Raw genomic sequence first — 20003 nt, forward strand, 5'->3', positions numbered from 1 at the left:
CGCACGAGCCGGCCCCGCCCACCCGGGCTGATCGGGTGAGCGGGGCCGAGATCGGGGAAGGTCAGCTCTGCACGAACACCGCGACGGTACGCGCCGGCACGGTGAACGTGCCGGTCGCCGGGGCGTACGACGCGGTCCGCGCCACCGGGTCCGCCGAGCCCCGCTGCACCGGGTGCAGCGTGATCCGGCGACCGGCCAGCGCGGGCACCCGCTGGGTGGCGGTGGCCGCGGTGGCGTTGAACACCACGGTGATCGACTTCCACCGGCTGTCCAGCCCTCGGGCGTCCAGCGTCATGGTCAGCACGCCGGGCGTCTCGGCACGGCCGGACAGCGGGAAGGCCAGCCGGTCCTGCACCTGCTTCGCGGTGGCCAGGCCGAACACCGGCGACGACGCCCGGATCCGCAGCAGCTCCCGGTAGCGGGCGTCGGCCAGCTCGATCGCCGCGCAGTCCGGCTTCAGCGTGGCGTCGGCGAGCAGCGGCCGGGCGTACGGCCACTTCGACTCGTTGTCGGCCGCCGGCGGCAGGCCCCGGCCGAAGCCGTTGCCCTTCGTGCAGTCCCACTCGATCGCGTTGAACCAGTCCCCCGAGTTGAACGAGTTGCGGTCCAGCGACTTGGAGCGCAGCCGCTCGCTGCCGGCGGTCACGAACCCGACACCCTGCCCGAGCACGGTGGTGGCCAGCGCCACCGACTGCATCCGGGCCCGGTCGGCGGCCGGGGTGGCCTGCGGCAGCTTGTACGCGAGCGCGTCGTACAGGATCTCGTTGTCGTGCGCGTCGACGTAGGTGACCGCCTCGGCCGGCGCGGCGGTGTAACCGGCCGGCGCGCCGTTGTAGTCGACGTCACGGCCGGTGACCACCCGGCCGGAGGCGTCGGTGAACCGGTACCCGGCGAGGTTCCCGGTCAGGCCGACCTTGATCAGGTCCTGCTGGTGCCGCAGCCGGGCCGTGCGCTCGGCCGCCGTGCCGTTGACCGGGTCGCCGTTCGGCTGGTCCGCCAGACCGGAGGCGAAGCCCTGGATCCGCGGGTTCTCGTCGAACGGGCCGCCACCGCGGACCGCGTCGCGCAGCCGGTCGTTGAACGTGCCGATCCCGGTGCCGGCCATGTTCGCCTGGGTGGCCTGGACGAAACGGGCGCCGTCGGCCACCTCGCCGAAGTTCCAGCCCTCGCCGTAGACGTAGATGTTCTTGCCGTCCACGCCGTCCCGGGCGAGGGTGAGCCGGTCCAGCGCCCTCCGCACGGCCAGGATGTTCGCCTTCGGGTGGTGGCCCATCAGGTCGAACCGGAAGCCGTCCACCTTGTACTGCCGGGCCCAGGTGACGATCGAGTCGACGACCAGCTTGCCCATCATCGCGTTCTCCGGCGCGGTGTTGGCGCAGCAGGTGGAGTTCGCCACCGTGCCGTCGGCGAGCAGCCGCTGGTAGTAGCCGGGCACGATCTGGTCCAGCACCGACGTGGCGTCCACGCCGGCCGCCGAGGTGTGGTTGTAGACGACGTCCATCACCACGCGCAGACCGGCGTTGTTGATCCCGGCGACCATGTCGCGGAACTCCCGGGTGCGCTTGCCCGGGTCGACGGCGTAGCCGCCCTCCGGGACGGTGTAGTGCAGCGGGTCGTAACCCCAGTTGTAGCCGTCGGTGGCGGCCACCTTCGCCAGGCAGGCCTGCTGCTGGTCGGAGTCGGGCGGCAGCGCGGCCAGGTCACAGGCCGGCTGCGCCTGGTCGGCCCGGCTCTCCGGGATGGTCGCGAAGTCGAACACCGGCAGCAGGTGCAGGTGCGTGACACCGGCCGCGGCGACCCGGGCCAGCTGTGTCATCCCGGCCGAGCCCGGCGCGGCGAACGCGGCGTAGGTGCCCCGCCGGGCGGCCGGCACCGAGCTGTCGGCGATGGAGAAGTCCCGTACCGAGAGCTCCTGGATCTGGATCTTCGCGGGCGCGGTGGCGGCCGGCTTCCGCAGGCTGTCCCAGCCGGCCGGGGCGAGCGCCGGGTCGCTGAGGTCGAGGAACCGGCTCAGCGTGGAATCGGTGGACAGCGCCACCGAGTACGGGTCGGTCACCGAGGCGGTGACGACCTTCCGCGCGGCCGGCTGCCACGCGGTGACCCGGAACCGGTAGTACTTGCCGTACCAGCTTCCGGGCCCGCGGACCGACCAGACACCGGTCCGGTCGTCGCGGGTCATCGGCGTCAGCACCGGCGTGCCGCCGCCGTGCAGTTCCAGCTGGACGTCCTGCGCGGTGGGCGCCCAGACGGCGGCCGAGACCCGGCCGCCGGAGAAGGCCGGGCCGAGGGTGGCGCCGGTGGCCCCCGCATAGAGATCGTCGAGGACGCCCGCGGTCTGCACCCCGGTGGCGGCCAGCAGCTTGCCGGCCGCGTCACGCTCGGTGACCACCACCTGGCCGCGCAGGATCCGGGCGAGGTCCGCGGCGCCCAGCCGGAACGCTCCGTACTGCCAGAGGTGCGGGAACCGGGCACGCTGCGCCTCGGTCAGGCCGGTGCGCCGGGGGGTGAGCCGGACGCTGGCATAGGAGCCGGTCAGCTCGCCGTCGGCGACCCCGATCCCGCCGGTCGCCGAGTGGACCAGGTCGTAGACCTTGCCGTCGGTGCCCGCGCCGACCTGCTGCAGCGTGCTGCCGGTGCCGGTCTTCCAGGCGATCGTCGAGCGGTCCAGCCAGACCGCCGACGCCTTGGACACATCGGTCGAGCCGGTCGCGCCGGCGCTCCTGACCAGCGGCAGCAGCCGCTTCTCCTGCCCGGCGAGCAACCAGATCTCGGGGCCGGTGTCGGCGAGGGTCAGGCGCTGGTCGGTGGGCAGGTCCTTGGCGTCGCCGTTGTGGATGATGTAGCTCAGTCCGGCCGCCCCGTCCGCCAGCGGCACCTCGAAGACCGCGCCGAACGAGTCGATCCGGGCCGGCTTCAGCGGACTGCCCCAGTCGGTGCCGGTGGCGGCGCCGTCCCAGACGTGCAGGCCCCAGCCGTCGTAGTTGCCGTCCGCCCGGCGCCAGTGGATGACCGCTTCGGATCGGTCCGGGGCGGGGTCGGGCTCGCCGGTCGCGGCCTGCCGGGACGGGTACACCGCGGGGTCGCCCTGCTTCAGCCACACCTCCGGCGTCTTGCCCGGGTCCAGCGACCGGTCCGCGTCGGTGTCCTTCGTCCCGTCCTTGCCGACCACGATGAAACCGACGTTCCTGGCGTTCGGCGCCAGCTTGACGTAGGCGAACCGCCCGTAGGAGTCCTCACCGGCGAACGGCTGACCGGCCGGCCACGTGGTGGACATCGACGCGTCGACGTCACCCCAGGTGTAGAGGCCCTGGTCGGCGTAGCCGCCGGCCGGGCGCTGGTAGTGCACGATCGCGTAGTCCACGCTTGACGGGGCGGCCGGGGTGCCGACGGTGATGCTCGTCGAGGACGACGCGAGCCGCCCCCGGCTGTCGCGGACCACCGCCTTGTACCTCACCGGCGTGCCGCCGGCCAGCCCGGTCAGGTCGTGGTGGATCCGGTAGGGCGCCCGGCCGGCGGTGCCGAGCAGCTTCCACTCGCCGCCCGCGACCTGCGCCGCGAAGGTGACCGTGGCGAGCGGGTCGCCGGTGGTCTCGGCGACCAGTTCGGTCCGGGTGGCGACCTGGGCGCCCGCCTGCGGCGTGCGCAGGCTTACGGTGGGCGCGGCGGCCGACGCGGGCAGGTGCGAGCCCGACCTGAGTACGACGGTCGACAGCGCCGGCACGGTCACCGTGATCCGGCCGCCGGAATCCGCGGTGACCGGGGCCGCCCCGCCGTACAGGCCGGTGAAGGTGGCGCCCGGCGAGGAGGTGGCGAAGCTGACGGTCTGCGTGGTGGTGGCGTTGTTCGCGGCGACCACGTACTCGTCGCGCTTCGCCCGGTCGATCCGGGAGACCGCGAAGACGCCCTGGCCCTGTGCCGCGTACCGGGTCAGCTGCACGCCGTTCACCAGAGCCGGGTGGGCCCTGCGCAGCTTGGCGAGCGAGGCGATGGCCCGGTAGAGCGGATGCCCGGTGTCGTAGTTGTCGACCGCGTGGGTACGGTCGGTGCCGATCAGGTCGTCGTCCAGGTAGTCCGCGCTCTTGCTGGCGAACAGGTCCTGGCGGGCGTCCTTGTCGCCGCCCGGCCCGGTGAAGCCCTGCTCGTCGCCGGAGTAGACGACCGGCTGGCCGCGGGTCAGGAACATCAGCTCGTGCGCCAGCTGGTCGCGCTTGAGCCGGGTGTCGGCGCTCGCGGCGGCGGCGATGAACGAGCCGATCCGGCCCATGTCGTGGTTGCCGAGGAAGGTCGGCAGCCGGTCCGCGCCGGTGTCGCGCGCGGTGTACAGGTCGTCGCGGGCGTACACGTCGGCGAGCGCGGTGGCGGCGCTCGCGCCGGTGACGAAGCCCTTCGCCGCCTCCTGGAAAGAGAAGTCCAGGGTGGCCGGGAGGCCGCCCTGGCGCACGTAGGACGACTCGATCTCCTGGTCGGCGCTGTACACCTCGCCGAACATGAAGAAGTCCGGACCGCCGGCCTTGCGGATCCCGGCGGCGAACTGCGGCCAGAAGTCCATGTCGGTGTGCTTGACGGTGTCCAGGCGGTAGCCGTCGATGCCGGTGCTCGTGATCCAGTCGGCGTAGATCTTCGTCATCCCGCGGACCACCTCGGGCCGCTCGGTCCACAGGTCGTCGAGGCCGTAGAAGTCGCCGTACTCGCTGTTCTCGCCGGAGAACGTCGAGTCGCCGCGGTTGTGGTACATCGTCACGTCGTTGAGCCAGGCCGGGACCTTGACGTCGCGGTCCGCGGCGCCGACCGTCGGCGTGTACGGGAACGAGCTCGCGTCGACCCGCGGGAACCCGTTGCGCCCGGTGGCGTAGTTGCGGTCCTCGAACGGCCGGCCCGCGCTGTCGGTGTAGGGCGAGGCCGTCTTGTCGACGTACGTGTACTTGTCCTCGCTGTACTTGATCACGTCAGCGGTGTGGTTGACGATGATGTCCAGGTAGATCTTCATGCCCCGCCGGTGCGCGAGCTTGACCAGCCTCTTGAGGTCCGCGTTGGTGCCGAAGTGCGGGTCCACCCGGGTGAAGTCGGTGATCCAGTACCCGTGGTAGCCGGCCGAGATGTCGGCGCCGGCGCCCTGCACGGGACGGTTCTTGAAGACCGGGGCGAGCCAGATCGCGGTCGTGCCGAGCCCCTGGATGTAGTCCAGCTTGTCGATCACGCCCTGCAGGTCGCCGCCGTGGTAGAAGCCCTTGTCGGCGGGGTCGTACCCGGTGGCCATCCGGTCCCCGGTCAGGCCGCCCCGGTCGTTGGACCGGTCGCCGTTGGCGAACCGGTCCGGCAGGACGAAGTAGTACTGCTCGTTGCTCGCGGGCCGGTCGGAGCCCCAGTGGGCGATGACCGCCGCGCCGGGCTCGGCGGGAGCGGCCGAGGCCTCGGCCGCCGGGATCGCGATCAACGGTAGGAGAAGGCTGAGCAGCGCGGTCGTCAACCGCGATTTACTCGATGCCACTATGCACCCTTCCGATTCGGTGGAGATCTATTGGCGCTGGCGAACGGACCACACCTGGAAGGTAGGCCCGTCTCCATTGATTTCGATACATCCGTCCGGGCCGACCTTCAGCGCGTCGGCGCCGCCGTACAGGTTGGTCCCGTCGATGCCGGTGGGCAGCCCGGTCAGCCGCAGCGGTTCGCCGCCCGCCCGCCGCGCCACCACCAGCACCGCGTCGTCCCGGCTCTCGCGCAGGAAGGCGAGGGTGTCCCCGGCGGCGTGTGCCCAGCGCAGGCCGCCGGCGCGCAGCGCGGGCGTCGCCCGGCGCAGCGCGAGGATCTCGCGGTAGGTGTCGTGGGTGCGGCGGTCCCAGGTCTCCGGCCGGTTCCACGGCATCGGGGTACGGGAGTGCTCGCCGTTGACCCCGGTCAGACCCAGCTCGTCACCCGCGAAGATCATCGGGGTGCCGGGCAGCGTGCCGAGCAGGCCGGCGGCCACCTCGTGGCGGGCCGCGTCGCCGACTACCGACCGGATCCGCGGGGTGTCGTGCGAGCTGAGGAGCTGCCACGAGGCGGTCCAGGACCGCCAGGACATCTGCGCCGCGAACGCGCTCATCGTCGCCACCAGGGCCCCGGCGTCCCGCTCCGGGATCTCGCCGGGCACGCCGAGGAAGTCGTCGAACGGCAGCACCGCGGCGCGCAGCCAGCTCCACACCGGCCGGGTGAAGCCGGCGTAGTTCATCGTGCCCTGCCAGCCGTCGCGGTCCAGGTCGGCGGTGGCGTCGTGGGCGTGCTCGCCGATCAGCAGCGCGTCCGGGCGGACCTGCCCGACGGCGCGACGCAGCAGCACGGCCGCCTCCCGGGAGAAGTCGTCGGCGCCGCGACGGCCGGTCATGTTCGCCACGTCGATGCGCCAGCCGTCCAGGGCGTACGGGCCGGTCAGCCAGCGCTGGGCGATCCGCGCGAACCGGCGGCGCAGCTCGGCGCTGCCCCAGTTGAGTTTCGGCAGGCTGGGCACGCCGAGCCAGGACTCGTAGCCGCCGTCCGCGGTGAAGTAGTAGAGGTCGCGCTCGGCCGGGAACCACGGGTGCGCGGCACCGGTGTGGTTGGTGGTCAGGTCGCCGACCAGCCGCATCCCCCGGGCGTGCGCCGCGTCGGCGAGCCGCGCCAGCGCCGCGTCCCCGCCCAGCAGCGGATCGACCACGTCGAACGAGCTGCTGTCGTAGCGGTGGTTGGAGCGCGACGGGAAGAACGGGGTCAGGTACAGGGTGTTCGCGCCGAGATCGGCGACGTGGTCCAGGTGCTCGGCGATGCCGTCCAGGTCCCCGCCGTACAGCTGGGCGCCGCGCAGCGGACCGGCGGCCGCGACCGGCTCGTCCCACCCGCAGCGCACCGCCCAGTCCGGCGTGGGCCGCGCGTGCGCGGCGGCGGACCTCGCGAACCGGTCCGGGAAGATCTGGTAGACCACCGCGTCGCGCGCCCAGGCGGGCGCCGGGGCGTAGGCGACCAGCCGGAAGTCGGTCGCGTCCGGGACGTCGTGGGAGGTCACGCCGCAACCGGTCAGCCAGCGCACCGCGCCACCCGCGGTGCGCAGCAGGAACCGGTACGGCGTGACCGGATTGCGGACCTCGATCTCGGCCCGCCACCACTGGCCGCCGCCGTCGTGCCGGTCCACCACCGCCGAGGTGAAGACCGGCTCGCCGTCGCGGATCCAGCGCAGGTGCACCCGCGACACGCGGGTGCCGGCCGGCACCCGGACGAAGACCGCCACCGTCTCGCCCAGGGCCGGCGCGGGGTTCGAGACGTACCCCTCGGAGCCGTCGTGGTGCGGCCGGAGCAGCCGGTTCATCCCTTCACCGCGCCCGCGCTGAGGCCCTCCACGATGTAGCGCTGCAGGTACATGAAGACGCCCACGGTCGGGATCGCGGTCAGCAGCGTGCCGGCGCAGAAGATGCCGAAGTTGGTGTTCCGCTCCGAGCCCTGGACCAGGCCGTACAGGCCGACCGCGAGGGTCTTCGAGCCACCGTCGGTGAGGAAGATGTTGGCCAGCAGGAACTCGTTGATCGTGCCGATGAAGGCGAGCAGGCCGCTGACCGCGAGGATCGGCGCGACCAGCGGCAGCAGGATCCGGAAGAAGATCGCGGCGTGCGAGGCGCCGTCCACGGTCGCCGACTCGTCCAGCTCCTTCGGGACCGTGTCGAAGAAGCCCTTCATCAGCCAGGTGTTCACGCCGAGCGCGCCGCCCAGGTAGAGCAGGATCATGCCGGCGGAGGTGTTGAAGCCGATCGCCGGCCACAGGTCGGTCATCCGCGAGAAGATCAGAAAGAGCGCGACCACCGCCAGGAACTGCGGGAACATCTGGATCAGCAGCAGCGACAGCAGACCGACACGCCGGCCGGCGAAGCGCAGCCGGCTGAACGCGAACGCCGCCAGCGCGGAGAGGAACACCGAGGCCGCGGCCGCCAGCCCGGCGATCAGCACCGAGTTGAGGAACCAGGACGGGAAGTCGGTGTCCGAGAGCAGCCGGGTGAAGTTGTCCAGCGAGGCGCCGGTCGGGATCAGCGTGCTCGACGACAGCGTGCCCAGCGGGTTGAGCGCGGCGGACAGCACGAAGACGATCGGCCCCAGCGAGAAGAGCACGGCCAGCACGGCGACCAGGTGCCGCCAGCCGACCTGCCTGAACCACTTGCTCACGAGTAGACCTCCTCCTGGGCCCGGGTGCGCCGGAAGCTCACCGCGGAGACCACGGCCACGATCAGGAAGATGAAGATCGAGATGGCCGCGGCGTAGCCGTACTGGGCGCCGGAGCCGCCGAAGGCGAGCCGGTACGTGTACGTGATGAGCAGGTCGGTCGCGCCGTTGCTCGGGTTGTCGGCGGGGAACGGGCCGCCCTCGGTGGTCAGGTAGATCGCGTTGAAGTTGTTGAAGTTGAACGCGAACGACGAGATCAGCAGCGGGGTCAGCGCGACCAGCAGCAGCGGCAGCTTGACCTGGCGGAACGACTGGAACGGGCCGGCGCCGTCGACCCGGGTGGCGTCGGTCAGCTCGGCCGGGATCGCCTGCAGCGCGCCGGTGGTCACCAGGAACATGTACGGGTAGCCGAGCCAGAGCTGCACCAGCAGCACCGCCAGCTGCGCGGTCAGCCCGGTGCCGAGCCAGTCGACGCCGGTCCCGAGCACGTTGTTGATCAAGCCGAAGTCGGTGTTGAACATGTCCCGCCAGACCAGCAGCATCGCGAACGACGGCATGGCGTACGGCAGCACCATCACGATCCGGTAGAAGCCGCGGAACCGCATCCGGGTGGACTGCAGCGCGATCGCGCAGAACATGCCGAGCAGGAAGGTGCCGCCGGTGGAGCCGATCGCGAAGACGAAGTCCCAGATCAGCGTACGGAGGAAGTCGCGGGAGATGGTGTCGTCGGTGAGCACCCGGGTGAAGTTGGCGAACCCGACGCCGACCCGCCAGCCCTGGGCGAGGCGCTCGCCGTCGGCGGCCACGAACGCGCCGAGCTCGTCGTCGGCCCGCCAGACCTGGCCGGTGACGGTGTCCCGGATGCTGTCGGTGGCCGCGTCGTAGGCACGCACGGCCTTGCCCTCGTACGCCCGGGACAGCCCCGCCGAGCGGATCGCGCCCGCGGCGGTCGGCACCGCGAAGTCGGTGATCTCCCGGCTGCGCGCGCTGGCCTGACCGGCGTTGAGCACGGTGTAGCCGGGCGCGGCGGTGACCCGGCCGGCGCTGTTGACGGTCACGCCGCCCGGGGCGGGGCGCAGGCCGCCGGCGTCGCCGATCGACACCGCCCGGCTCGTCGGGTCGGTGATCAGGAAGACCAGCGCGCCGGTGGCCGGGTCCCCCGCGGTGGCGATGGACAGCGCGTACTCGGTGGAACCGGGGACCCGGGTGACCGACGCGGTCTGGATGGCGGTGACCGCGTCCGCCTTGGAGCCGCGGTGGCCGTCACCGAAGTTGGTGAACGCCGTGCTGGCCGTGTAGAGCACCGGGAAGATCTGGAAGACGATCAGGAAGATGGTGCCGGGGACCAGGTACTTGGCCGGGATGTGCCGGCGGGTCAGGTACAGGTACAGCAGTCCGGCGGTGGTGGCGGCCAGGACGCCCAGGCCGATCCAGTGCCGGCCCTCGGCCAGTGGGAAGGCCGCCCAGATCGCGGTGGCCACGAGCAGGCCGAGCAGCACGATCTTGACGATCCGCCCGGCGGCGGACTCGCTGCGTTCGCGGAACTTCTCAGGGGCGGGGAGGGCCCGCGTGGCGGGCCCTCCGAGCTGCGTCGTCATTACTTGATCTGGGCCGAGATCGTCTTGGCGGCGGCTTCGACGGTCTTCGTGGCGTCGGCGCCACCGATGACGGCGGCCTCGGCCTTGCCGAACGGCTCCCAGATGGCGGCCATCGCGGGGATCGCCGGCAGCGGGATGGCGTTCTTACCGGCCTCGGTCCACTTGACCAGGTCCGGGTCCTGCGCCTTGACCTGGTCCAGCGCGGCGGTCAGCGCGGGCGGCCGGGGCTCGGCGTTGTACAGCGCGACGGCCAGCTCCGGGGTGGTCACGTAGTTGGTGACGAACTCCTGGGCGAGGGCCTTGTTCTTGCCCTTGGACGCGACGTAGAAGGTCTGCACCCCGAGGAACGGCGTGGCCTCCTTGCCGCCGGAGAAGCCCGGGACCGGGGAGATGTCGTACGTGATGTTCGCCTTCTTGACGTCCGCGGTCGCCCACGGGCCGGAGACCAGGAAGGCGCACTTCTTGCCGGTGAACGTGGCGATCGAGTTGTCCGAGGTGATCGAGCGCTTCAGGGCGCCGTCACCCTTCTCGCCGAGCGCGCGCAGCTTCTCGAACGCGGCGATCGAGCCCGCCTTGCCGACACCCAGGTCCTTGGCGTCGTAGTCGCCGCTCGCGGTGGTACCGAACAGGTAGCCGCCGGCCGAGGCGTACAGCGGGTAGGCGTGGTAGGCGTCGCCGTTCTGCCCGGCCTGCAGGCAGAGGATCTCCGAGACCTTCTTCTGCGCCTTCAGCTTCTTGCCGGTCGCGACCAGGTCCTCGATGGTGGCCGGGGCGGCCGGGGCCAGGTCGGTGTTGCGGATCAGGCCGAGGTTCTCGGTGGCGTACGGGACGCCGTACGTCTGGCCGTTGAAGGTGACCGCCTTGAGCGCGCCGGCCTGCAGGCCGGTCTTCTGCTCGTCGGAGAGCTGCACCGGGTCGACCGCGCCGTTCTGCACCAGGTTGCCGATCCAGTCGTGCGCGCCGACCATCACGTCCGGGCCGCTGCCCTGCTGGGAGGCGGTCAGGAAGGTGGTCTGCTGGTCCTTGGAGATCGCCTGGATCTTCACGGTGACGCCGTTCTCCTGGCCGAACTTCTCGGCGAACGGCTGGAGGGCGGCGGAGCGCTTGTCGTCGGCCCAGATCACCAGCTCGCCGGAGGCCGCGGCGGCCGAGGGGGCGTTCGACCCGGCGGCCTTGTCGTCCTTGCTGTCGCCGCACGCGGCGGCGCCGGCGAGACACAGCATGCTCGCCGCGATCACACCGGCGGTTCGGATGCGCATGAGACTGCTCCCGTTCTGATACGGATCTGGCGCGAGAAAAAAGGGGGGTGTCCGGAGCGCGGGCACGGCCACGCGCCCACCGGATCGGTAAGGTGTCGTCCTTGTTGCGGGGACGTTAGCAAGCTCTTGCAGTCAATGGAAGAGCTTGCAGGCCGCTGGCCGGTAACAGCTCGGCACTACAGTGACAACATGCGTGCACGGATGGCGGACATCGCCCGTCAAGCCCAGGTCAGCGAGGCGACGGTCTCTCGCGTCATCAACGACCGCCCGGGCGTCTCCCCGGAAACCAGGCAGGCGGTCCTGACCGCCCTCGACGTGCTGGGGTACGAACGCCCCGAGCGGCTGCGCAAACGCAGCGCCGGCCTGGTCGGCCTGGTCGTGCCCGAGTTGGACAACCCCATCTTCCCGGCGTTCGCCCAGGTCATCGAGTCGACCCTGGCCCAGTCGGGGTACACGCCGGTGCTGTGCACGCAGTCGCCCGGCGGGGTCACCGAGGACGAGTACGTGGAGATGCTGCTGGACCGCCAGGTCTCCGGCATCGTCTTCGTGTCCGGCCTGCACGCCGACACCACCGCCGACCCCGAGCGGTACCTGCGCCTGCTCGCCCGCCCGCTGCCGATCGTGCTGGTCAACGGCCACACCAACGGCATCGACGCGCCATTCGTCTCGTGCGACGAGCAGCTCGCCGGCGAACTGGCGGTGGGCCACCTGGCATCGCTCGGGCACCGGCGGATCGGGCTGATCTCCGGCCCCCACCGGTTCAGCCCGGTGCAGCGCAAACTCGCCGGCTACCGGGCCGCCGTGCAGCGCGAGCTGGGCACCCCGGCCTCCGAGGTGGACGATCTGGTGGAGCTGACGCTGTTCGGCGTCGAGGGCGGCGAGGTGGCCGCTGAACGCCTGCTGAACAAGGGCGCCACCGGCATCATCTGCGGCTCCGACCTGATGGCGCTGGGCGCCATCCGGGCCGCGCGCCGGCGCGGCATGAGCGTCCCGGGCGACGTGTCCGTGATCGGGTTCGACGACTCTCCGCTGATGGCCTTCACCGACCCGCCGCTGACCACGCTGCGCCAGCCGGTCGCGGCGATGGCCGTGGCCGCCGTCCGCTCCCTGGTCGACGAGATCAACGGGCACGGCTCGCCCAGGTCGGAGTACCTTTTCCGACCCGAGCTGGTGGTCCGCAGCTCGACCGCGATGGCCCCGGCACGGCGCAAACTGACGGCCGACGCCTCAGCCGCCTGAAGAAAGTTGCTGCAATTTCTTGCACAATATGCCAGAGAAATTGGCACGTGCGAGCGAGAGAGCGTGTTCTCCGCCTCGTTCGGGCGGCGCGCGGCGGCCCTGGTCTAGGCCGGCCCCGGTCGAGGAGGCCGCTGGACGGCGACGCTTCCCGGCATCCTCCGCAAGGACATGCGGGCATCTTGCAACGCACGGTGAGCAACCGTCGCCGCGGTCCTCACGCTTCGCAACATCTGAGCCGTGACCCACGTCACCATTGTTGGCGTGAGCCACATCACAGGGCTTTTCTTAACCGGTTAACCCCGGTGGTGCGGTGTCCCGGTGCTTGACGGAGGGCCTTCAGCGCCTCGGGCAGTCGCCGCCGGTCGGGCAGCCGCAGCAGGATCCGGCCCGGAGAAGCTGCTCCGGGTGGACTGGCGCTCTCCCGGCACGCGAGGCGCGGCAGGTCCGTCCCGGGTGGAACGGCGCTCCCCGGCACGCGGACGCCCGCCGCACCCCGGCACCCGGACATGGCGGGTCCGTCCCGGATGGAACGGCGCTCCCCGGCACGCGGACGCCCGCCGCACCCCGGCACCCGGACATGGCGGGTCCGTCCCGGATGGAACGGCGCTCCCCGGCACGCGGACGCCCGCCGCGCCTCGGGTGTCCGGGCGCGGCGGGCGGTCACGGCCGTGAGCTCAGCGGGGGACGACCTTCTCCACCGCCCACTGCCGCCACGTGTCGAGCTTGTGCTGGACGGTGGCCAGCTGGTCGGCGACCGGGCCGGGGCCGGTCGAGCCCGGCGTGGTGCGGGCCGCCAGGGCGGACGCGACCGAGAGCACCTCGCGCACCGACGGGTCCAGGTGCTCGCTGACCGCCTTCAGGTCGTCGTCGGTCAGGTCCTCCAGCTCGCACTCGCGCGCCGAGCAGAGCGCCACCAGCTTGCCGGTGATCTCGTGGGCGTCGCGGAACGGGACGCCGCGACGCACCAGCCAGTCGGCGACCTCGGTCGCCAGGGAGAAGCCGACCGGGGCCGAGGCGGCCAGCCGGTCGACCCGGACGGTCATCGTGGAGATCATCCCGGCCAGCGCCGGGAGCAGCAGCTCCAGGGTGTCGACCGCGTCGAAGGCCGGCTCCTTGTCCTCCTGCATGTCCCGGTCGTACGTCAGCGGCAGTCCCTTGAGCATGGTCAGCACCGCGACCAGGCCGCCGATCAGCCGGCCGCTCTTGCCCCGGGCCAGCTCCGCGATGTCCGCGTTCTTCTTCTGCGGCATGATCGACGAACCGGTGGCGAAGGCGTCGTCGAGCTCCACCCAGCCGAACTCGGTGGAGGTCCACAGGACCACCTCCTCGCCGAGACGGGACAGGTGCACGCCGATCAGCCCGGTGACGAACAGGAACTCGGCGACGAAGTCCCGGTCGGCGACGGCGTCCATCGAGTTCGCCGCGGGGGCGGTGAAGCCCAGCTCCTTGGCGACCGCGGCCGGGTCGAGCGGCAGCGACGAGCCGGCCAGCGCGCCGGAGCCGAGCGGGCTGATCGCGGTACGCGTGTCCCAGTCGCGCAGCCGCTCCAGGTCCCGCAGCAGCGGCTGGACGTGGGCCAGCAGCCAGTGCCCGAAGCTGACCGGCTGCGCGTGCTGCACATGGGTCATGCCGGGCGCCGGGGTGCCGACGTTGCGGGCCGCCTGCTCGGTCAGCGCGTCGGCCAGCTCGATCAGCGCGACGGCCACCCCGCGGGCGTGGTCGCGCAGGTAGAGCCGCAGGTCGGTGGCGACCTGGTCGTTGCGGGACCGTCCGGCGCGCAGCTTGCCGCCGAGCGCGCCGAGGCGCTCCAGCAGCCCGCGCTCCAGGGCGGTGTGCACGTCCTCGTCCTCCACGGTGGGACGGAACTCGCCGGTGGCGCAGGCCGACTCCAGGTCGTCCAGCGCGGCCAGCATCCGGCCCAGCTCGTCCGCGTCGAGCAGGCCCGCGTTCGCCAGCACGCGGGCGTGCGCGCGGGAGGCGAGCAGGTCGTACGGCGCGAGACGCCAGTCGAACTGGACGCTGACGCTCAACCGGGCCAGGGCCTCCGCCGGGCCACCGGCGAATCGCGCACCCCAGAGCCGGGTCGGCTCGTCACTCTCCGGCACACCTTCTCCTCGGTCGTTCACTCTGCGCTGCCTTCCTGACCCTATCGTCGCGACGGGAGCATCGAGGTGTCCCCCGGGGCCGTCGCGCCTGCCGGGACGGCCGTACGCATAAAAATGCTTTGGTTCTGATAATCTTACAGCATGGCCTATCTCGATCTCACCGGCGACGTGGTCGCCCTCACCCGCACGATCTGTGACATCCCGTCGGTCAGCGGCGACGAGAAGCAACTGGCGGACGCCGTGGAGGAAGCGCTGCGCGGGTTCGGTCACCTGGAGGTGCTGCGCGACGGCGACGCCGTGGTCGCCCGGACCGCCCTCGCCCGGCCCACCCGCGTGGTGCTCGCCGGCCACCTGGACACGGTGCCGATCGCGGACAACCTGCCGGTGATCGAGGACGGCGACGTGCTGCGCGGCCGGGGCACGGTGGACATGAAGGCGGGTGTGGCGGTCATGCTGCACCTCGCCGCGACGCTGACCGCCCCGCGCTACGACGTCACCTACGTCTTCTACGACCACGAGGAGGTCGCGGCCAAGCTCAACGGCCTCGGCCGGCTGGTGCGCAACCATCCGGCATGGCTGGCCGGCGACTTCGCCATCCTCGGTGAACCGTCCGACGGCACCGTCGAGGGCGGCTGTCAGGGCACCATGCGCGTGAAGATCACCGTGCCCGGGGTGGCGGCGCACGCCGCCCGCTCGTGGCGGGGCAGCAACGCCATCCACAGCGCCGGCGCCGTCCTCGACGTGCTGCGCGCCTACCAGCCGCGGCAGCCGGTGGTCGACGGCCTGCAGTACCGGGAGGGCCTGAACGCGGTCAAGATCGAGGGCGGCATCGCCGGGAACGTGATCCCCGACCTGTGCACCGTCTTCGTCAACTACCGCTTCGCCCCGGACCGGGACGTCGCGGCCGCCGAGGCCCACCTGCGCGAGGTCTTCGCCGGCTTCGAGCTGGAGGTCACCGACTCGGCGCCGGGCGCCCGCCCGGGCCTGGACCGGCCGGCCGCCAAGGAGTTCGTCGACCTGGTCGGCCGGGCGCCGCAGGCCAAGCTGGGCTGGACGGACGTGTCACGCTTCGCGGGCCTGGGCATTCCCGCGGTCAACTACGGCCCCGGGGACCCGCTGCTGGCGCACACCGACGGGGAGTTCGTGCCGGTACCGGAGATCCGGACCGCGCTGCACAACCTGACCACCTGGCTCAGCTGAGAGAGATGGAGCAGGCCCGCGCGGTTGCCGCACCGGTGCCGGAGACCCCGGGACGCGCGGAGCCGGCAACGATCAAGGCCGATCTGCGGCGATTGGCGAGCGAGTTGCGCCGGGCGCCACGTAACCCTGTGGTGCGCGACCTCATCCCGCGACCGGCGGACGCACTGCGAGGCTGAGGCACGGCCTGACGTGCCGGATCGGCCCGGTCGCGGGGCGTACGCGACCGGGCCGCGACGTCCGCGCCCTACTCGGCCGGCTGCCCGGCGATCCGGGCGCCGCCGCCCGGCGGGTGGGCGAGGTGACCGTCCGGCCGCACCAGTCCCACCTCGGTCTCGACGTGCCGGCCGCCGCGTAGCCGCTGGAAGAGTGTGGTGCCGTCGGGGAACGACAGGTTGCCCACCCGCCGGCCGGTCGGATAGGTGACGTCCAGCCCGGACAGGCGCTCCGCCAGCTGCCGCGACATGTCCGGCGCGGTCGTGATCAGCCCGCTCAGCAGCGCCCGCAGCGCCTGCCCCTCCGGCGTGTACGCGGTCATCAGGGCGGTCTGCGCCCGGGTGTGCGCCAGCAACGCCGCGCCGACCGGGTGGCGCTCCTCGTGGTAGGTGTCCAGCAGCGCGTCGCCGGCCCGGCCGGTGAGCACCGCGGCGAGTTTCCAGCCGAGGTTGTGCGCGTCCTGGATGCCGACGTTCATCCCCACCCCGCCGGTCGGGAAGTGCTGGTGCGCGGCGTCGCCGGCGAGCAGCACCCGGCCCCGGCGGTAGGTGGCGGCCTGCCGGGTGGCGTTGCCGAACCGGGAGAGCCAGATCGGATCGCGCATCCCGAAGTCCGTGCCGGCGATGCGGCGCACGGTGGCGCGCAGCTCGTCGAGGGTCAGCTCGCCGGGCCACTGCGGCCGGGCGGTGGACGGATCCGCGCCGACGAGCCGGGAGACCCCTGCGCCCAGCGGCACGACCATCAGGCCACCCCGCGGACCGGCGATGGTGGCGACGCCACCCTCCGGCGGGGCGTCGAGCACGACGTCACCGAGCCAGCCCCAGGTGGTGGCGCCGGTGCCGGGGAAGGCGATGCCGGCCGCCGCCCGGACGGTGCTGCGGACGCCGTCGCAGCCGGCCACGTACCGGGCCGCCACCACCTCTCCGCTCTCCAGCACCACACCGTGCCCGGCCAGACCGGTGACCCGGCAGCCCCGGCGGATGGTCGCTCCGAGCTGCCGGGCGCGCGCTTCGAGCAGTTCCTCGGTGCGCGCCTGGGGCAGCGCGAGCGTGTACGGGTACGGCGTGTCCAGCGCCGCGAAATCCATCCGGTCGGGCAGCCCGCCGAAGTGGCCGTCCGGGATCCGCACGCCCTCGGCCAGGAACGGCTCCACCACGCCACGGGTGTCCAGGATCTCGATGGTGCGCGGGTGGATGGTCAACGCCTTGGAGTTCGGGTCCCGCTCGGCGCGCGCCTCCAACACGGTGACGGTGGCCCCACCCAGCCGCAGTTCGCCGGCGAGCCAGAGCCCGGTGGGGCCCGCGCCCACGATCACGACATCGCCCATGCCTACCTCCCTTGGTCACTGACCAACAATGTGAGTCGAGTACACTTGGTCAGTGACCAAGAGTCAAGGGGATGCCAAGAATCCCGGGGATGCCGGGCGCCAAGGGGATGTGGTGCGGGCCGCGCTGGCGGTGCTCGACGAGCAGGGTGCGGCCGCCGTCTCGATGCGAGCCATCGCCGAGCGCCTCGGCGTACGGATGAACACGGTGCTCTGGCACACCAAGAGCCGGTCCCGGCTGGGCGAGCTGATGGCCGACGCGATCATCGGCGGCGTCCGGCTCGACGGCCTGCCGGAGCACTGGCGGGAGCGGGCCGCCGAGATCATGCGGCGGTACCGGGGGGCCCTGCTTGCCCATCGCGACGGCGCGGCCGTGGTGGCCGGCACGTACGCCGCCGAGCCGGCCACCCTGGACGTCGCGGAGGCGCTGATCGGCGCGCTGCTCGACGGGGGCCTGCCGGAGCGGGAGGCGGTGTGGACGTGCTGGAGCCTGGTCTACTTCACGCTCGGCCTGACCCAGGAGGAGCAGGCCGCACCCGCCCGCTTCACCGGCGAGCCGGAGGTCGGCGAGCGGCCCGCGCTGCGGCGGGTGCTGCCGCACCTGACCGCGGCGTCGTTCGGCGAACGCTTCGAGCACGGCCTCGCGCGGCTGCTGGGCAGCCCGTGAGACACCGGCGTGAGATCGCGCCGGGAACGGCGAGGCGCGCGCACCGCGTGTGGTGCGCGCGCCCGGCTCCGGTGCGGACTACCCGGCGGCCGGCTGCCCGGCGATCCGGGCGATGCTGCCCGGCATGGCGTACATGTGCGCGAACGCCCGTGCCTGCTCGCCGGTCCACGCCGACGAGCCGTGCCCGTAGACGACGCCCTGCCGGGTCGCCGCGTCCAGCAGGCTGTACGGGCTCTTGCTGCCCAGCGGCACGATGTTGCCCTTGTGCAGCAGCACCCGCACGGTGCCGGTGACCCGGGTCTGGCTGGAGTCCAGGAACGCCCGGAAGTCGTCCATGATCGGGTCGAAGTACACGGCCTCGTGCAGCAGGTCGCCGTACGTGTTGCCGAGCGTCGCCTTGGTCGCCTGCTGCCGGTTGGACAGCACCAGCTTCTCCAGCTCACGGTGCGCCGCGATGAGGATCAGCATGCCGGGCGCCTCGAAGCCGACCCGGGCCAGGTTGCCGACCATGGTGGAGCCCATGTGGATGCCGCGACCGACGCCGTGCTCGCCGCCGAGCACGTTGAGCGCCTGCAGGATGGCGTAGTTCGGCGCGCCCGGGCCGGTGCCCTCGATCGGCTCGCCGCCGGCCGTGGTGGCCGAGACGACCTCACCCTTCTCGAACGTCAGCAGCAGCTCGACGCCCTGGGCCGGGGCCGCGTCGATCGACCTGGTGTAGGTCCAGGCGTCCTCGGGGAGGTACTCCCAGCTGCCGTAGGTCTCCTCGCCACCGATCGAGGTGCCGATCAGCCCCTCGTTGATCGAGTACTTCTTGACCTTCTCGCTGACCTGATAGCCGCGGCTGCGCAGGTACTCGGTCTCCTCCTCGCGGGTGAGCCGCTCGTCGCGGATCGGGGTGACGATCTCCAGCTGCGGGGCGAGGGCGCGGATCACCGCGTCGTACCGCACGTGGTCGGCGCCGGCGCCGGTCGAGCCGTGCGCCACCGCGTCCGCGCCGACCGCCAGCGCCACCTCGACGACCTTCTCCGCCTGGATCAGCCGCTCCGCGCCGACGCACGACGGGTAGGCGCCGTTGCGCAGGTAGTTCGCCTTGATCGCGTAGGTGACCACCCGGTCGTAGAGCTCGGCGCGCGCGTCGACGACGTGGTGCTCGACGGCGCCCAGCTCCTCGGCGCGGGCCTTGACCGCCTCGCCCTCCCCGCTGTGCAGGCCGCCGGTGTCGATGTTCGCGGTGACCACGTCCCAGCCCTTCTCCCGGAAGGCGACGAGGGCGTACGAGGTGTCCAGCCCGCCGGAGAAGGCGAGAACGATCTTGCGCTTGGTCATCGGAGCAGGTCCTTTTCGAGAATCGGCACGTAGGTCTTACCGTCGCGGCGGACGTGGCCGGGTGGCAGGACGTAGAACTCGCAGCGTCCCGCCTCGATGTCCTTCTGCATCGCCTGCTGGCGGTCGTAGTCGAACGGGTCGAGCAGGAACGACGGCTCGGGCAGCGCGGCGCCGGCCGGCAGCGTCAGATCCGACTGGTAGACGAACGAGCCCGGCGCGGTGTGGAACGGGACGGTGGCGACCAGCACCTTGAGCGCGCCGAACTCGGTGTGCACCTTGAGCGCGCTGTTGTCGTACTGGGTGACGCCGTCCAGTTTCTGCGCGCGGTACGCGGACAGCGCCAGCGCCTTGGCCGCCTTGCCCAGCCCGACGGCCGGCATCAGCGACCACAGCGACCAGCCGACCCAGCGGCCCGGCTCGGCCGAGGGGGCCGCGCAGTAGCCGCCGACCGGCACCGGCCCGCGGTACCCGCTGGCCCGCATGTCCTCCTGCACCTTGCGCAGCAGGTGCTTGACGTCGGTGTCGAAGCGGAACGTGGACCGCTCCACCATCGCCGCGAACTCGGCCTGCGGCAGGCCGGCGATCAGCGCCGCGGCCGGCATCAGGATCAGGTCCACCATCACCCACTGCGGCATCGGGATGCCCCGGTCGCCGAACGCGATGCCGTTGATGACGTTGAACAGGTTCAGGAAGTCCCGCACCGACCAGTCCTTCTCGGTCGTGTCGGTGAAGTCCAGCCAGCTCAACTTGTGCCCGTACGGCGCCTCGTTGAGGTGTGGGCGGATCGTCTCGTTGGAGGCGAGGAAGAACTCCACGCCGAGCCCGGCCAGCTTGCCGGTGTGGTCGGCGAAGTCCGGGAAACGCGTCTCCACGGCCGGTGGGAACGTCACTGTGCTGGCCTTTCCACGCTCGCCC

At 72.0% G+C, this 20003-nt stretch carries 12 protein-coding genes; 3 read left to right on the plus strand and 9 right to left on the minus strand.

The features are described 5' to 3' along the window. Nucleotides 1-61 precede the first annotated feature (61 nt). The 5 genes from pulA to ACTEI_RS26355 are packed head-to-tail and all read right to left on the minus strand — an operon-like array spanning nt 62 to nt 11014. Nucleotides 62-5488, minus strand: coding sequence for a pullulanase-type alpha-1,6-glucosidase (gene pulA, locus ACTEI_RS26335; protein WP_122980107.1), 5427 nt, complete (start codon nt 5486-5488; stop codon nt 62-64). Nucleotides 5489-5515: 27 nt separating this feature from the next. Further along, nucleotides 5516-7315, minus strand: a complete 1800-nt coding sequence (locus ACTEI_RS26340; RefSeq protein ID WP_122980108.1) for a glycoside hydrolase family 13 protein — start codon at nt 7313-7315, stop codon at nt 5516-5518. Beyond that, nucleotides 7312-8160 carry a sugar ABC transporter permease gene (locus ACTEI_RS26345; RefSeq protein ID WP_122980109.1) on the minus strand — a complete coding sequence of 283 codons (849 nt, stop codon included), beginning with the start codon at nt 8158-8160 and terminating at the stop codon, nt 7312-7314. The genes ACTEI_RS26340 and ACTEI_RS26345 overlap by 4 nt, the downstream gene beginning before the upstream one ends. Beyond that, a complete protein-coding gene (locus ACTEI_RS26350; RefSeq protein WP_122980110.1) occupies nt 8157-9755 on the minus strand; it encodes an ABC transporter permease subunit in 1599 nt (532 codons plus the stop codon). The genes ACTEI_RS26345 and ACTEI_RS26350 overlap by 4 nt, the downstream gene beginning before the upstream one ends. Next, nucleotides 9755-11014 (minus strand): sugar ABC transporter substrate-binding protein, encoded by a 1260-nt coding sequence (locus tag ACTEI_RS26355; protein WP_122980111.1) that lies wholly within the window; start codon nt 11012-11014, stop codon nt 9755-9757. Before ACTEI_RS26355 ends, ACTEI_RS26350 begins: the two co-directional genes overlap by 1 nt. 189 nt (nt 11015-11203) lie before the next feature. On the opposite strand from ACTEI_RS26355, the gene ACTEI_RS26360 reads away from it, so the two are divergent. Then, complete coding sequence (locus ACTEI_RS26360; RefSeq protein WP_122980112.1) at nt 11204-12253, plus strand: LacI family DNA-binding transcriptional regulator; 1050 nt, start codon at nt 11204-11206, stop codon at nt 12251-12253. A 674-nt stretch (nt 12254-12927) separates the two neighbouring features. On the opposite strand, the gene argH is transcribed toward ACTEI_RS26360, so the two are convergent. Then, nucleotides 12928-14358, minus strand: coding sequence for an argininosuccinate lyase (gene argH / locus ACTEI_RS26365; RefSeq protein WP_239082370.1), 1431 nt, complete (start codon nt 14356-14358; stop codon nt 12928-12930). A 141-nt stretch (nt 14359-14499) separates the two neighbouring features. On the opposite strand from argH, the gene dapE reads away from it, so the two are divergent. Further along, a complete protein-coding gene (gene dapE / locus ACTEI_RS26370) occupies nt 14500-15558 on the plus strand; it encodes a succinyl-diaminopimelate desuccinylase (RefSeq protein ID WP_122980114.1) in 1059 nt (352 codons plus the stop codon). Nucleotides 15559-15802: 244 nt separating this feature from the next. Here dapE and ACTEI_RS26375 read toward each other — a convergent pair whose 3' ends face one another. After that, the gene (locus ACTEI_RS26375; RefSeq protein ID WP_122980115.1) at nt 15803-17098 is read right to left on the minus strand and encodes an FAD-dependent monooxygenase; all 1296 of its coding nucleotides are present in this window, start codon (nt 17096-17098) and stop codon (nt 15803-15805) included. 52 nt (nt 17099-17150) lie between these two features. Between ACTEI_RS26375 and ACTEI_RS26380 the strand changes: the two genes are divergently transcribed. Then, a complete protein-coding gene (locus ACTEI_RS26380) occupies nt 17151-17762 on the plus strand; it encodes a TetR/AcrR family transcriptional regulator C-terminal domain-containing protein (protein ID WP_211344342.1) in 612 nt (203 codons plus the stop codon). Between the two features lie 78 nt (nt 17763-17840). Here ACTEI_RS26380 and argG read toward each other — a convergent pair whose 3' ends face one another. Together argG and ACTEI_RS26390 are read right to left on the minus strand one after the other, a co-directional pair. Further along, the gene (gene argG, locus ACTEI_RS26385) at nt 17841-19088 is read right to left on the minus strand and encodes an argininosuccinate synthase (protein WP_122980117.1); all 1248 of its coding nucleotides are present in this window, start codon (nt 19086-19088) and stop codon (nt 17841-17843) included. Then, a complete protein-coding gene (locus ACTEI_RS26390; RefSeq protein ID WP_239082369.1) occupies nt 19085-19960 on the minus strand; it encodes a hypothetical protein in 876 nt (291 codons plus the stop codon). Before ACTEI_RS26390 ends, argG begins: the two co-directional genes overlap by 4 nt. Between the last annotated feature and the right edge of the window lie 43 nt (nt 19961-20003).

The organism is Actinoplanes teichomyceticus ATCC 31121, from assembly GCF_003711105.1.
GTDB classification, from domain to species: domain Bacteria; phylum Actinomycetota; class Actinomycetes; order Mycobacteriales; family Micromonosporaceae; genus Actinoplanes; species Actinoplanes teichomyceticus.

What these genes read in the sequence shown, in the direction of transcription:
- ACTEI_RS26350 (WP_122980110.1), bottom strand. Translation starts at nt 9,755, where the DNA reads ATGACGACGCAGCTCGGAGGGCCCGCCACGCGGGCCCTCCCCGCCCCT.
- argG (WP_122980117.1), bottom strand. Translation starts at nt 19,088, where the DNA reads ATGACCAAGCGCAAGATCGTTCTCGCCTTCTCCGGCGGGCTGGACACC.
- ACTEI_RS26360 (WP_122980112.1), top strand. Translation starts at nt 11,204, where the DNA reads ATGCGTGCACGGATGGCGGACATCGCCCGTCAAGCCCAGGTCAGCGAG.
- ACTEI_RS26375 (WP_122980115.1), bottom strand. Translation starts at nt 17,098, where the DNA reads ATGGGCGATGTCGTGATCGTGGGCGCGGGCCCCACCGGGCTCTGGCTC.
- dapE (WP_122980114.1), top strand. Translation starts at nt 14,500, where the DNA reads ATGGCCTATCTCGATCTCACCGGCGACGTGGTCGCCCTCACCCGCACG.
- ACTEI_RS26355 (WP_122980111.1), bottom strand. Translation starts at nt 11,014, where the DNA reads ATGCGCATCCGAACCGCCGGTGTGATCGCGGCGAGCATGCTGTGTCTC.
- ACTEI_RS26340 (WP_122980108.1), bottom strand. Translation starts at nt 7,315, where the DNA reads ATGAACCGGCTGCTCCGGCCGCACCACGACGGCTCCGAGGGGTACGTC.